13 protein-coding genes are annotated in these 13,513 nt (G+C 70.1%); 5 read left to right on the top strand and 8 right to left on the bottom strand.

Annotated elements, in window-relative coordinates; translation table 11 throughout:
- The 7 genes from CA983_RS30425 to CA983_RS30395 all read right to left on the bottom strand — a co-directional run.
- The coding region (locus CA983_RS30425; RefSeq protein ID WP_086604028.1) for an ATP-grasp domain-containing protein at positions 1-1,151 on the bottom strand (1,151 nt) is incomplete at its 3' end.
- Complete coding sequence (locus CA983_RS30420; RefSeq protein WP_086604030.1) at positions 1,142-2,410, bottom strand: ATP-grasp domain-containing protein; 1,269 nt, start codon at positions 2,408-2,410, stop codon at positions 1,142-1,144. The genes CA983_RS30420 and CA983_RS30425, both read right to left, overlap by 10 nt.
- 5 nt (positions 2,411-2,415) lie before the next feature.
- A complete protein-coding gene (locus CA983_RS30415; RefSeq protein WP_086604027.1) occupies positions 2,416-3,279 on the bottom strand; it encodes a proline dehydrogenase family protein in 864 nt (287 codons plus the stop codon).
- Between the two features lie 16 nt (positions 3,280-3,295).
- Positions 3,296-4,762, bottom strand: a complete 1,467-nt coding sequence (locus CA983_RS30410) for a radical SAM protein (protein WP_086604026.1) — start codon at positions 4,760-4,762, stop codon at positions 3,296-3,298.
- 19 nt (positions 4,763-4,781) lie between these two features.
- Complete coding sequence (speD, locus tag CA983_RS30405; RefSeq protein ID WP_086604025.1) at positions 4,782-5,183, bottom strand: adenosylmethionine decarboxylase; 402 nt, start codon at positions 5,181-5,183, stop codon at positions 4,782-4,784.
- Positions 5,176-6,390, bottom strand: coding sequence for an ATP-grasp domain-containing protein (locus tag CA983_RS45930; RefSeq protein WP_158101908.1), 1,215 nt, complete (start codon positions 6,388-6,390; stop codon positions 5,176-5,178). The genes speD and CA983_RS45930 overlap by 8 nt, the downstream gene beginning before the upstream one ends.
- 1 nt (position 6,391) lies before the next feature.
- Positions 6,392-7,681, bottom strand: coding sequence for an MFS transporter (locus CA983_RS30395; protein WP_086604024.1), 1,290 nt, complete (start codon positions 7,679-7,681; stop codon positions 6,392-6,394).
- 360 nt (positions 7,682-8,041) lie between these two features.
- On the opposite strand from CA983_RS30395, the gene CA983_RS30390 reads away from it, so the two are divergent.
- The 4 genes from CA983_RS30390 (at position 8,042) to CA983_RS30375 (ending at position 12,534) form a co-directional block, all read left to right on the top strand.
- On the top strand, positions 8,042-11,008 hold the full coding sequence (locus CA983_RS30390) for an AfsR/SARP family transcriptional regulator (RefSeq protein ID WP_086604023.1): 2,967 nt from the start codon (positions 8,042-8,044) through the stop codon (positions 11,006-11,008).
- 79 nt (positions 11,009-11,087) lie between these two features.
- Positions 11,088-11,294: a hypothetical protein gene (locus tag CA983_RS30385; protein WP_086604022.1), complete on the top strand. Its 207-nt coding sequence runs from the start codon at positions 11,088-11,090 to the stop codon at positions 11,292-11,294.
- A 213-nt stretch (positions 11,295-11,507) separates the two neighbouring features.
- Complete coding sequence (locus CA983_RS30380; RefSeq protein ID WP_086604021.1) at positions 11,508-11,777, top strand: hypothetical protein; 270 nt, start codon at positions 11,508-11,510, stop codon at positions 11,775-11,777.
- Positions 11,778-11,829: 52 nt separating this feature from the next.
- Positions 11,830-12,534 (top strand): response regulator transcription factor, encoded by a 705-nt coding sequence (locus CA983_RS30375; RefSeq protein WP_086604020.1) that lies wholly within the window; start codon positions 11,830-11,832, stop codon positions 12,532-12,534.
- A gap of 133 nt (positions 12,535-12,667) precedes the next feature.
- On the opposite strand, the gene CA983_RS45370 is transcribed toward CA983_RS30375, so the two are convergent.
- A complete protein-coding gene (locus CA983_RS45370; RefSeq protein WP_158101907.1) occupies positions 12,668-12,841 on the bottom strand; it encodes a chorismate mutase in 174 nt (57 codons plus the stop codon).
- Between the two features lie 293 nt (positions 12,842-13,134).
- Here CA983_RS45370 and CA983_RS30370 point away from each other — a divergent pair, with 293 nt between their 5' ends.
- Positions 13,135-13,326: a hypothetical protein gene (locus tag CA983_RS30370; protein ID WP_143645588.1), complete on the top strand. Its 192-nt coding sequence runs from the start codon at positions 13,135-13,137 to the stop codon at positions 13,324-13,326.
- Positions 13,327-13,513 lie beyond the last annotated feature (187 nt).

Genomic DNA, 13,513 nt, shown 5'->3' with positions numbered 1-13,513 from the left:
GGGCGGAACGGGGTGAGGATCTCCTCCACGCCCGCGTACCCGGCGACCTGGTCGATGCCTTCGAGGCAGCGGAGCACGCCGGGCGGGCCGTCATTGCGGATGAAGCACATGCCGACGGTGGCGTCGAACCGGGGCCGCCGGTCGGCCAGCATCGGCCGGCGGCCCAGATAGCAGGCGAGCGTGTCGTGGTAGGGGCGCCAGTCGCTGTGCCGCTGCCACTGCAGCGGGATGCCCGCGCCGGGCAGCCGGGCCCCGATCTCGATCAGCACCGGGCCCGACGCGTCCAGCTTGATCTCCACGTGGCAGGGCCCGATACGGATGCCGAAGGCGTCCAGCACGTCGAGAGCGAAGCGCTCCACCTCGGCCCTGGCCGTCGTGGCCTGGTCCACCTGGACGAAGTCCCAGTAGGGGTTGTCGTAGTCGTCCGTGCCGGGCAGCCGGTACTGCCAGGTGTCCACCACCGTGTGCCGGCCGTCCACGGTGAAGGTGTTCACCGCGTACTCGGTGCCCTGGACGTACTCCTCGACCAGCCACTCGTCGACCACTGAGCCGAACAGGTCGCGGCGATCCTCGGCAAGGGCGCCCGCCAGGTTCCGCTCGGCGTCGACCAGGACCACGTTGTGGGAGGCCGCACCGGTGGCGGGCTTGACGATGAGCGGGAAGCCGATACGGCGGGCCGCGGCGCGCAGGTCCGCGGCCTCCCCGACCACCTCGTGGGCGGGGACCCGGATGCCGGTGCGGCGGGCCAGGTCGCGCATCAGCCGTTTGTCGCGGCAGGCCGCCGCGGTGGGGACCGGGTTGGCCGGTAGCCCCCACTGGGCGGCCACTTCGGCCGCGCAGCACACGCCGGGCTCGGTGGCCGGGATGACCGCCGCGACCGTGTCCGTCAGCTCCTTCAGCCGCGCTGTGATGCGGTGCGGGTCGTTGCCGTACAGGCTGACCGCGTCCCCGTCCGCGTGCTGCGGGGACATGGCTTCCAGGGTCTGCCGGTCGAAGGTGTAGACACCGATCACGGGCAGCCCGGCCTCCCGGCACGCCTCCTTGAAGGGTGCCCCGTTCAGCACGCCGTCGACGAGGACCACCGCCTCGCGCAGCCGTGGCAGCGGGCCGGGGGCCGCGTGCGGCGCGCGGGGTTCCAGGGTCAGTCGCATGACGCCACCTCCTCGGGCGGGTCGCCGGCCACGGTGGTGACCAGCTGGGCCGCGACGACGGCCCGTACGCCTTCGGCCGCGCGGCGTGCGGTGCGCACGGCCTCGTCGGGCGTCGCCGCCCGGGCCCGTGCCGCGGCGACGCGTGAGTCCGAGTTGGCCGGGAAGGCGATGTCGTCTCCCGGCTCCAGCAGGGCGTGTACGGTGCCGTCGGCCGGGAGACGGATCTCCAGCAGTTCTCCGCCGCCGTCCGGCAGGGTGAACCAGATGGCCGCGTACCGGTCCGGCGTCCTTGCGGCCGTTTCGGCGCGCAGTTCACCGAGCACCTCCTCGCCGAGGGCCTGACGTGCCGTGTACCGGAGCAGGTCCACTCCGGTGGCCTCGTGAACGAGGTCGGGGATCTCGTCGCCCGCCGGCCGCAGATGGGTCTCGATCATCCGTGGTCCGTCGGCTGTGAGCACGATCTCGGTGTGGGTCGGACCGTGGGTGACGCCGAGCGCGTCCAGCGCGCGCCGGACGAAGTCGGTCACGGCGGCCTCGTCGGCCTCCGGCAGCCCGGCCGGGACGACGTGACCGAGCTCCACGAAGCCGACCGGCTCGTAGAACTTCCGCACCACGGCGAGCACGTGGTGCTCGCCGTCCTCCGACAGCGCCTCGACGCTGAACTGCGGCCCCTCGTGGAAGCGTTCCACCACGACCCCCGCCTGCGGCACGCCCATGAACTCGGCCGCCGCCGCCTCGTACGCCCGCGCGATCTCCGCCGGGCTCGCCGTGTCACGCACCACGGTCACGCCGACGCTGCCCGCACCCTGGACCGGCTTGACGATCAAAGGTCCGCCGTGCTGGTCCAGGAAGTCCCGGATCTGCTCCGGCCCCGACACGGTCGCGGCCGGTGTCGGGTCCACCCCGGTCTCCCGCAGCCGTCGGCGCATGGCCTGCTTGTCCTGGACCCGGTGCAGGGTCTCCACGGAGTGCGCGGTCAGTCCGAGCGCCTGCCCGATCGCCGCCGCCCGGTCCTGGTCCAGCTCCCCGAACGCCACGACCGACGTGAAGGGACGGATCCTGTCGACCTGTTTGGCCAGCTGGATCCATTCCTCGTCGGATGCGTCCGCGCGGCAGCCCAGCACCCGCTCGTACGCGGCGAGGCCCCGTACGTGGGCCAGGAACTCCGGTCGGCACATCAGGGTCGTGGCGGCGCCCAGCGTGCGCAGCAGCTCGGCCCCCGCTCCGCCCGTCCCGACCACGAGTACGTGTGCGGCCACGTTCCTCACTCCCCTCGCTCCTCGTACGTCGCCGCGTGGCCGCAGACTCCGGCCGCCTCGGCGTCGCTGACCCGCTTGGCGACATAGCCCTGCCAGTCGGTGCCGAAGGGCACGTACAGGCGCACCGGCACCCCCGCCGCACGCAGCCTGCGCGCCTCGCCGGGGAGCACGCCGAGCAGCATCTCCACCGGTGTCCCGGACAGCGCGGGCAGCGACTGCCGCCACATCCGGGCATCGTGGGTGGCGAGGGTGAGCGGCACTCCGGCGGCGGCGATGCGCCGCGCGTACCGCAGGTACGCCGTGTCGATGTGCGCCGGGTCCTGCAGGGCGGTCGCGGCGGTCTCCCGGAACCCTCCTTTCACCAGCCGTACCGGGATGCCGGCGTGGATCAGCCGCTCCACGTCCTCTTCGCTGCGGTGCAGGTTCGCCTGCACGGTCGCCCGCACCGGCAGGCCCTGCCGGTGCGCGGCGAGCACCGTGCCGAGTACGGCGTCGGTGCGGGACGCGTCCTCCGCGCCGATCTGGATGAAGCGCCCGGAGGGCAGAGACTCCGCGACGATCCGCAGGTTGCGCAGGCACAGCTCGGGCGACACGTCCACACCGAGATGCGGTGCGTCGGCCTCCAGCCAGGTGGTGGCGGGCAGGTCGCCCAGGAGTGCGGCGAGTCGCGCGTAGCCGGCGGTGTTCGTGGCCGCGGTGGACGCGTCCGCGGCCACACCGGTCAGCCAGCCGATGTTGCAGGCCATCGAGGAGCCGGCCAGTTCCCGGGCCCGGGCCGCGGCGGCGGCCCGGCCGGTTCCGGCGAGGTAGTGACGGCCCTGCTCCCACAGGGCGTCGGCGGGGCGTGTGGTCAGCGCTTTGGCAACCATGGCACGGCCCCCGCCCTCAGCCGGCCGCGACAGCGAGCGGCAGCGGCGTGCCGACCTCGGCCCGCAGGGGGTTCGTGCCGATCGGGGTCATGGCGCGGTCCCCGTCGGTGATGCCGCCGTTCTTCGACCGGGCCTCGACGAACTCGTCGAGGATCTTCCGGTCGGCCGCCGGCGACATGTAGTACATCATGTTCACGTACCAGGTCCAGCCGAGCTCGGTGATGGCGTAACTGTCCGGCCGCTCCTCGAACATGCCGGCTCCGAGCAGCTCCCCGAAGTGGTCCTGGACCTCGCCGGGGATGCGGTCCCACAGGATGCGGTTCTTGTCGATGTGCCCGTGGTACGGCAGCGCCAGGACGAGACCGCGCTCGTAGGGCACGTGCTCGGCGCGGGTGACCTTCACCTTGAGGTCGTCGTGGTCCAGCAGGTTCTTGATGTAGCTGGTCCGGCTCTCGTCGTTCATGATCGTCCAGTCCAGGCACTGCGTGGTGGAGCTGGCGCCGAAGCCGATCAGGTCGTCGTCCCAGTGGGCCCAGCAGTACTCGTGGTACTTGTTCGAGTAGCGGCGGCTGATGAAGTCCGTGTCCCCTGCGGGGTCGGGGTGGCGCACATAGCCGTGGCCGTTGTAGAGACGGAGTCCCGAGTTGCGCAGGTAGTGGTTGGCGAAGACGGTGAGGCCCATCTTGTCCACGTAGCTCAGCGCCTTGAGCTTCTTCGACTGGTAGCCGGTGTGCAGGGAGTTCTGGGTGACCAGGTGGTTGATCGGGTAGAACTCGCAGGACTCGGTGCCCAGGTCGATCGCCTTCTGGATGTCCTCGGCGAACTCGGCGGTCGTCTGGCCGTGCATCCCGTACAGGATGTCGAAGCTGCGGTAGTCGAAGTACTCGCCGAGCAGGTCGACCACGCGGTAGGTGTCCTCGAGCGTGGCGGTGATGTTGAACAGCTGGCGGTACTTCGGGTTGAACGTCTGCAGCCCGAGCCGCGCCTTGTTCACGCCGATGTCGCGGAACGCCTCGCACTTCTCCCGAGTGACGCTCTTGACCTCCATCTCGATGGTCCACTCCTCGAGCCGGGAGAGGTCGAAGCACTCGTGGATGACGGCCCCGATACGGCGGATCTGCTCCGCCGTGAGTATGGAGGGGGTGCCTCCGCCGAACCAGATCACGCGCGGCGGAACGGCGGTGATGGACGGCCAGGACGCCTTCATGCGGATTTCCTTGATGAGCGCCTGGACGTACTTCTCGACGACCTCGCTCCCCTCGGCGCCGATGCCGCGGTTGAGCATGCAGAAGGTGCAGATGGTCTCGCAGAAGGGGATGTGAAAGTACAGGGCCCGGCTGCGTATGGAGCCGACGTCCAGCCGTGCGTGCGCGTCCCCGACCGTTTCCTTGTCGGTCTCCTGGCCCTTGAGCGGGTACAGCCAGTTGTACACCGGAAGCTGGCGGTCGAACTTGATGAACCCCTGGTCCGCAAGGAACTTCATGGCTCTTCCTTTCGGCCGGTCAGCCGGCCAGTTGAATGACGCCGAAGTCGGTCCTGGTGACACCGGGTTCCTCGCCCCGGTCCAGGATCTGGACGTGCCGCTCGCAGTCACCGAGTGCGGCTACGAGTTCTTCGATGATCAGTTCCGGTCGGCATTTCTCCCCGCAGGTGAAGGCGTCGAAGAAAAGGGACCGCTCTTCGGGATACGTATGGACGGAGACATGGGACTCGGACAGCAGATAGAGCACGGTGAATCCGCTGGGCTCGAAGTGCTTCATCTGGGACCCGCACACCGTGGCCCCGGACCGCCGGATCCCGGCTTCCAGGCTCCGCATGATGAGCGAAGCGTCGTTGATCGCCTCCGGGGCGATGTCGTACACGTCGGCGACCACATGTCTGCCGGAGAATTGGAACTCAGACATCCGCACCTTCCCATTCGCTGCATTCAGCTGCGATGTCAATGCACTTGCGCAGATTTGATTCGACCTCGTGTTCGCTCGCTCCGTCGACGACGAACGCGAGATACGAATCGGTGGATCCGTGCGCGCCGTCGAAGTCACGGGGCACGGCCGTCTTCACGATGAAGTCCTTGATGAATTCCACGGGAGGAGGCTCGGAGACTCGCACCAGCCGGCCTCGGCGCGGCGGGACGAGCAGCCAGCCGTAACGCCGCCCGGTATCGGCGAGCGGTGTTTCCGGGCCGTTCTGCAATCCGATCTGGTGGCGTATCCACAGCCGGGCCGGATTCACACCGGTGGCATAGGTGAGGGCCTCCATGATGTGTGCCCCGCCGAGTCGGCAGGCGATCTCGCAGAACTCGAGGTCCCCAGCGCCCGGTTTGCGGAACACCTCGAGGTGGAACGGGCTGAAGTCGACCGGCGGCAGGGCGGCGACGACCCGCTCGGCGAACCGGGCGAGCCGCGCGTGCTCCTCCCCGTCCCGGTCCAGCTGGACGCTGCCGAGCGGCAGCGCGTCGTGGAACGACAGGCAGTTGTTCAGATACCGGGACGCCTGTACGTAGAGCACCTCGCCGTCGTGCATGAATCCGTCGATGTGCAACACGTCGCCCTGGGTGAAGGACTCCAGCATCACGTCGTCCGGATCCCAGGCCTCGGCCGCCCGGCGCAGCTCGTCCGCGTCACCGACGAGGCCCACACCCATCGACGCGTACCCCAGCCGCGGTTTCACCACGACGGGATAGCCCACCCGCCGGGCGAACCGCTCGGCCTCGGCGAACGAGGCCGGCCGCAGGTAGCGCGGGGTCGGCACCCCGTGCCCGCTGACGATCCCCTTCATGATCAGCTTGTCGCGCCAGGGCAGGGCCTGCTCGTACCGCAGCCCCGGCAGCCCGTGGCGGTCCCGCACCCGGGCGCAGCGCAGGATGTCGTCCTCGGTGACGTGCACCAGGGTGCGGACCCCGCCGGCGCCACAGAGGTCGTCGAGCAGGTCCTCGACCTCCGGTCCGGTCGAGTAGCTCGACGTCGCCAGTACGTGCGGCAGTTGACGGCGGTAGCCGGGCTCCGCGTCCCCGCTGGTGACCAGGGTGAGATCGTCCTTGACCTCGGGGAGCCAGTCCCCGAGCGGAGTGACGGTGTCAGGAATGCGGAGAGGCAGCACGATTGCGCTCACGTCATGTCCTTTCAGCGGGGAGGGAAGCCTGGGGCAGCACCGCGGTGTCCGGGGGCTGCGACAGCTCCGTGCCGGCCGGGCCGGAGGCATCCGGCGCCTTGGGCCCTCCGGCGTGCAGGCGCGGTTCGCGCAGCAGGATCCAGGTGCCGAAAATGGTGACGGCCATCAGCCCGAAGTACAGCGAGGCGGACGTGCCCAGCAGTGCGCCGCCGGCGGCGGGCCCGGCGAAGAAGCCCAGATAGCGTGTTTCGGCGATGCCGAAATAAGCGCCCTTGCGGGAGTCCGGCGTGATGGTGTGGATGATGGTGTCGGGCATCGGGTAGAGCACCGCTTCCCCGATCGTCCAGAACACCACCCCCAGGTACAGCAGCAGGACGTTCACCTCCAGGCCCCGGAAGAGCACCGCGGACACGGCGAACGCGGCACAGCCCAGCAGGGCGAGCCGCTGCTGGGACATCCGGCGGGAGAGCCATTCGGCCGGCCACTGCATGGCGATGCCCAGGACGGCGTTGCAGGCCAGCAGGGTGGAGAAGTACGTGACGGCCGAACTGCCCTGCACCGACTTCATGTAGAGCGGCACGATCGACTCGAACTGGGAGAAGACGAGGAACAGGACGAACCCGGCCCCGACCACCCTCAGCAGCAGGGTGTCCGAGAGCGCGGCTCGCCATCCCGAACCGTGGTCGCCGGTACCGCCCGACGCGTCCACGGCCCGCAGCTGCCGCGCCCGCGCCGTGACCAGGAGGAGACAGGCCGTGAAGATCACCGCAGGGGTTACGAAGATCATCCAGTAGGCGATGTGGTAAAGCGCCGCGCCGGCCAGCGGACCCACCGTCGCCCCGATGCACAAGGTGATGTAACGGATGCGGAAGACCACGGCCCCGGAGCCGGTGGCGCGCAGGGACATCAGCTTCTTCATCGCGGGCTCGGTCAGCAGACGGCCGACCCCCAGCAGGCAGACCAGGGCGATGATGACGGGCAGTTCACGGACCACCGCCAGCGCCGCATACGCGACGGAATTGACCAGCATTCCCGCCTGGATGACCCGGACGCCGCCGATGCGGTCGGTGAGTACGCCACCCACGGTGCCGCCGAGGGCCTCGATCAGGGCGACGCTGCCCACCACGAATCCGATCGTGGCCGCGGACAGGCTCGAGATGTCGGAGAGATACAGCGTGAGGAACGGCAGGGTCGCGAAGAACGCCAGGCCGTTCAGCAGACTTCCGGCCGCCAGAAGTCGCAGTACCGGATCCCGGTGCCATGGTGATGACGTCGCGGCGTTCTGCGACATGGATTTCCCTTCTCCACGAAGTCGAGCGCAGTTCCACGTCAGGTTTACCGAAGGCGACGCTAGGGCTGGGAACTTCCACGCGGAATGTGGGTCATCCGGAGACCTCGGTGGGGAAAACCCCCCTCACCCGGGGCGGCGTTCCGGTGATGCGTCCGGGGCGATCAAGCGGTGCCGAGGGTGACGAGCGGGCGGTTGGTCCGGCGGGGCGGTTCCGGTTCACCGTACGAAGCCCGGCATGCGTCCTCAACGTTCGGCTTTCCGCGTACCCGCTCGTCTTTCCGCTTCTCGAACGGATGCCCCGACCCTGTAGGCTGCGACGGGCTAGGCACTGCCATCAGCTTTGGTACGGGGAGAAGTCCGATGGGGGAACGGCTCCGATTCTGCGTACTGGGACCACTGCGCGCGGTCGTCGGTTATCGCGCCATCACGTTCGGGGGTGCGCGGCAGCGAACCATTCTGGCGCTGCTGCTGCTCAGTCGGGGACGGGTCGTGCCGGTCGACACCCTGGTGGACGCCGTGTGGAACGGCCGGCCGCCGGCCACCGCCCGCACCCAGGTGGCGATCTGCATCGCCGCGCTGCGCAAGACCTTCAAGGCCGAGGGCGCCGGGGACGAGGTCATCGTCACCGCCCACCCGGGCTATCTGCTCCGTACCGAGGGCACCGACCTGGACCTCGCCGACTTCACCGACCTGGTCGCCCAGGCCGAGGAGGCGGTGCGCGAGCGGCGGTTACCCGAGGCCGCGCACGCCTACACGCGTGCGCTCGCGCTGTGGACCGGACCCGTGCTCGCCGGGGTGACGGGCCGCCGGGTCGAGGACGAGGCGGCCCGGCTGGAGGAGGTCCGGCTCAACACGTACGACGACGCGACCGCCGTACAACTCGAGCTCGGCGCCCACCAGGACATCGTGCCCGAGCTGGCCGCGGTGGTGCGGGAGCATCCGCTGCGGGAGCGGACGCGGCGGCATCTGATGCTGGCGCAGTACCGGTCGGGGCGCCGGGCGGAGGCGATGGAGACGTTCCGCGACGCCCGCGAGCACCTCATCGACGAGTTGGGCATGGAACCCGGCCCGGACCTGCAGTCCCTGCACGACGCGATCCTCAAGGACGATCCCGCGCTGGCCGGTCCCGCCGCGCAGACCGCCCCGGCCCCCGCCGCTTCGCCGCCCGCGGTGCAGGTCATCCCCTACGAACTGCCCCCGGACTCACCCGGCTTCACCGGCCGCAGCGCCGAACTCGCCGCCCTCGACTCCCTCGTGAACGTGGTGGCCGACGGGACGTCCGCCGCCGTCGGGCTGATCACCGGCGTCGCGGGGGTCGGCAAGACGGGACTCGCCGTGCACTGGGCGCACCGCGTCTCCGGACTCTTCCCGGACGGGCGGCTCTTCGCCGATCTGCGAGGCTACGGCGACGCCGAGCCGACGGACCCCAGCGATGTGCTCAGCCGCTTCCTGCGCTCACTCGGCGTGCCCAGCGAGCAGATACCGGCCGAGGTCGAGGCGCGCACCGCGCTGTACCGCAGCGTCCTCGCCGGACGCCGGGTGCTGATCACCCTGGACAACGTCCGCCGCCCCTCCCAGGTCCTCCCACTGTTGCCCGGCGGTCGGTGCTGCGTCGTCATCACCAGCCGCGAGCAGCAGGAGGAACTGGACGTCTGGCCGCCGCAGGCCCGGATCAGGCTCGGTGCGCTGTCGCGCGCGGAGTCCGTCGATTTACTGTCGACCATCGTCGGAGCGCCGCGCATCACCGTCGCCGCGTCCGACACCGAGGCCCTCGTCGGGCTCTGCGACCGGCTGCCGCTGGCGCTGCGCATCGTTGGTGCCCGACTGGCCTCCAGACCGCACTGGACGGTACGGCACCTGGTCACCCGGCTCAGCGACGAGCAGCGCCGCCTTGATGAGCTCAGCCAGGGCGAGTCGAAGGTCCGCGCCGGTTTCGAACTCAGCTACCGCTGCCTTCCCGCCGACGCGGCCCGCCTCTACCGCCGCCTCGGCCTGCTGACCGTCCCCGACTTCGGCGCCTGGGCGGCCGCCGCGCTGCTCGACACCGACGTGCTGGACGCCGAGCGACTCATCGAGAACCTGGTCGACGCCCACTTCCTGGAGGGCACCGGTCTGGACGCCACAGGCAGGCTGCGTTACCGACTGCCAGACTTGCTGCGCCTGTTCGCCGGGGAGCGTGCCGCCGCCGAGGAGGAGCCGACCGAGCGCCAGGCCGCGCTCGACCGCTTCTTCCGGACCTGTCTGACCATCGCGGAAGCGGCCCACCGCCGTGAGTACGGCGGGGACTTCACCGTCCTGCACGGCAGTGTGCCGCGCCGTCCGCCCGAGCCGGAGCTGCTGGACGAACTGATCACCTCGCCGCTGGAGTGGTTCGAGGCGGAGCGGCTGTCGCTGCGGGCGGTGATCGACCAGGCCGCCGGGCAGGGTGCGGACGAGGTCGCCTGGGACCTGTGCATGTCGATGGTGACGCTCTTCGAGACCCGCAACTACGTGGAGGACTGGCGGTTCTGCGGCGAACGCGCCCTCGCCGCCTGCCGCGAGGCCGGGAACCTGCGTGGCCAGGCCGCCATGCTGCACGACCTCGGCGCCGTCGAACTGCGGCTGCGCCGCCTCGATACGGCCGAGGCGTACTTCGACGAGGCGCTGGCACTGCACCGACGGATCGGCGAGGAGCACGGCCGCGCGCTGACGCTGCGCAACATGGCCATCATCGCCCGGATGCGCGGCGATCTCACCCTGGCCATGGACCAGCTGGACGAGGCGCGGCACGTCTTCCGCGCGGTGCGGGACCTCTCTTCCGAGGCCCACGCGATGAACAACATGGCGCAGATCGAACTCGACCGCGGGAACACCGACGAGGCGGTGCGCCTCAGCCTGGAGGCCGTGCAGATCTCGCAGTCCATCGGGGTCGGCGGTGAGCGCGGCATCGCCCAGGGCACGAACCGGCTGGCGCGGGCCTATCTGGCCCAGGGTCGCCTCGACCAGGCGGAGCAGGCGTTCCTGAAGGTGCTGCACATCGTCAAAGGGAAGTCGGACATGGTGGGCCTCGCGTACGCCCTGCTCGGGCTCGGCGAGACCCGCATGGCCGCGGGGGCCTGGCAGGAGGCGGCGGCCACCCTGGACGACGCGCTGGACATCGCCGCCCGGATCGACAGCCCCGTCGTGGAGGGACAGATCAGCCTCGCACTCGGCGAAGTGTGCCGCAGACAGGGCAGAGACACGGAGGCGCGCAAGCATCTGCTCGCCGCCCAGGAGCGGTTCGAGCGGGTCGGCGTGCGTCCGCTGCAGGAGCGTGCGGCCCGGGCACTTGGGGCTTTCCCCACCTGAAGTTCCGGGATTGCCCACATTCCCGGCGGCTTCCCGCGTCCGTACCGTCCTCAGTGAGTCCGCGGAGGAGGTGAGAGCGGTGGACGCCACAGCCGGCGCGATCATCGTCAGTTCGGTGATGCTCAGTTGCAGCACGCTGGTGGTCGCGGGGCTGTTGTGGTTCTCGGCACGCCTGGCCGGCCGTCGCGGAGCTGCGGATCGGCAGGAGCGGATGGGTACCGAACTGGCCGAGATCTCCGCGGACGTGAAGGCCATCCGGGCGTTGCTGGAGGATTCGATCGACTGAGGGTCGAGGTGAGGCGAGAGGGGTGGGAGCCGCTGGTTCCCGCCCCTCTCGCATGTCCGCCGGGCGGAGGCCCCTGGCTCGCCGGGCGGCGTGAAACGCCTTCGATAACAGGTCGAAACGGCCGGTTCCTAACGTGCTGTCACCAGGTTGTCCGCGGCGCCTGCCGCTCCGGCGAGGGGCGCAGCCGCTCCCGGATCCACGGAATGAGAACCCATGACCACAGAGCCCGCACCCCGGCACCCGGCTCACCCCGAGGGGGACGCGGATCCGGCGCACCCCTCCGTCGCCGTGCGCGTCGAGGAGACCGGACTGCCTCCGCACGAACCACTGCAGTTGTACACCGCTCTTCGTGAACGGTGCTGCGACGACGGCGTCCACCTGCCGGCGAACCTCGCAGGGCCGCTCCAGGACCGAGGCGGCGCCGTCGCCGGCCACGACCGCATCGCCGGACTCCAGGTCCACGAACCGTACCCAGTCCCTTGATCTCGCCTTCCACATCGCCGAGCTGTACCGATCCCGCTGAGGATGTGAACCGATGCGTATCGTGATCGCCGAGTCCTCTGCCGTGCTGCGGACCGGGCTCGCGCATGTTCTACGAGACCAGGGCCACAGGGTCCTGGCCACCCTTTCCACCGGGCACGGCGTGGCCGACCTCGTCCACGAGCACCGCCCCGACTGTGTGCTGCTCGCCGCCACCGACGATGGAGTCCGGGCGGTCCTCACCGCGCGCCGCGTCCGTCCGGGCACCGCCGTCATGTGTTACACGGCGGCTCCCGATGCCCGGCACGCGGCCCTGCTCTTCGCCGAGGGGGGCGTCGGCGTGGGGTACGTGCACCAGGAGCAGGTGATGCACGACTCCGAGCTGCTGATCACACTCGGCCGGCTGACGAGCGGTGACACGGTCGTCGACCCGCGCGTCGTCGGGGCGCTGGCACGGGTGGACGAGCCGGGTGACGACGATGGCCTGCTGGCGCTGAGCAACCGGGAGCGTCAGGTGCTGGCGCTCATGGCCCAGGGGCGCACGAACAGTGCCATCGCGCAGGAACTGCATGTCTCGATGGGGACGGTGGAGAAACACGTGGCCGCGGTCTTCGGCAAGCTCGGCCTTCCCGACGGCGCCCGGGACAATCGCCGCGTCCTGGCGGTCCTGCGCTTTCTGACGCACGGCGTCGGCGGACGGCACGGCTCCTGGCCGACGCCCGACGGAGAGGTCCCGCCGGTGCTGGCGAGTGTGGCGTAGCCGGCTCGCCGGCGGGTGAACGGCAAGGCTCCCGGCAGCGCGCACGCGCTGCCGGGAGCCTGTGTGTTCTGCGAACGGGACCGATTCACACGCCGACGCGGCTGGCTGAGTGCGCGTACCCTCGCACCCCTTCTTACGACGCGCCGACCCCGCAGAGGCCGAGCATGTGGTTGTCCCGGACCACGGCGAATTCCCGCTGCCCGGACCGTTCCAGCATGCGCATCTGCTCCGCGACGGCGGCGCGCTGCTGGAGCAGGGTGATGATGTCGCGGTCCAGGGAGACGAGCCGCCTCCGCCGCTCGTTCATCCGACCGGCGTGCGAGCGGCCGCGCCAGAATCCACGACCAACCATGCGACGACGTCAGCCGTTGCGGTTTTCCTTTTGTTGTCGGTCGCGCAGTAACCGCGTGCGGAGAATCGGAATCCCATGTGCCAGAAAGCGTCTGAACTGGGGCTTATTGCTTTCCCTGCGTGGCCGAAGTCCGGACGATAAGGGCTTGAAGCGGCGCCTCCCTAACGTCATTGGCGCACCGCGCGAACCCGGCAGGAAACAGCGGTTCACGTCGTCTGTTTTCAGATGTGATGTACACGGGAGACGCTATGATGACGCACTTCACGGGAGACGCCGGCATCAAGCGAATCGTTGTCGCATTGATCGTCGCCATCCCCCTTCTCGCCGCACCGCACGCCGTTGCACACGGCTTTGACGCACCGTCCGCTTCGGCCTTCTCCGCCTCCAGCGGCAACGAGGACTGGGGCTCGCCCGCGCCGGACAACGAGGACTGGGGATGAACGTGACCTGCGCGATGTCCCGCCCCCGCTACTGAACGACCACGCCCTCACCCCGCGGACACCGCCTGGGGCAGGGAATCCGTGGAGCGACCTTTCCCTCCCGGTCCGCATCGGGCCGAAACCGGCGACGCGGCGGCCCCGGGGCGGCGGACCGCCGCGGGGACGGAGCGGCCRTGCCGTCCGGGGC

Origin of the sequence: Streptomyces swartbergensis (assembly GCF_002148965.1) — a bacterium.
Classification (GTDB): Bacteria; Actinomycetota; Actinomycetes; order Streptomycetales; family Streptomycetaceae; genus Streptomyces; species Streptomyces swartbergensis.
This window is presented reverse-complemented; position numbering and strand designations above follow the sequence as displayed.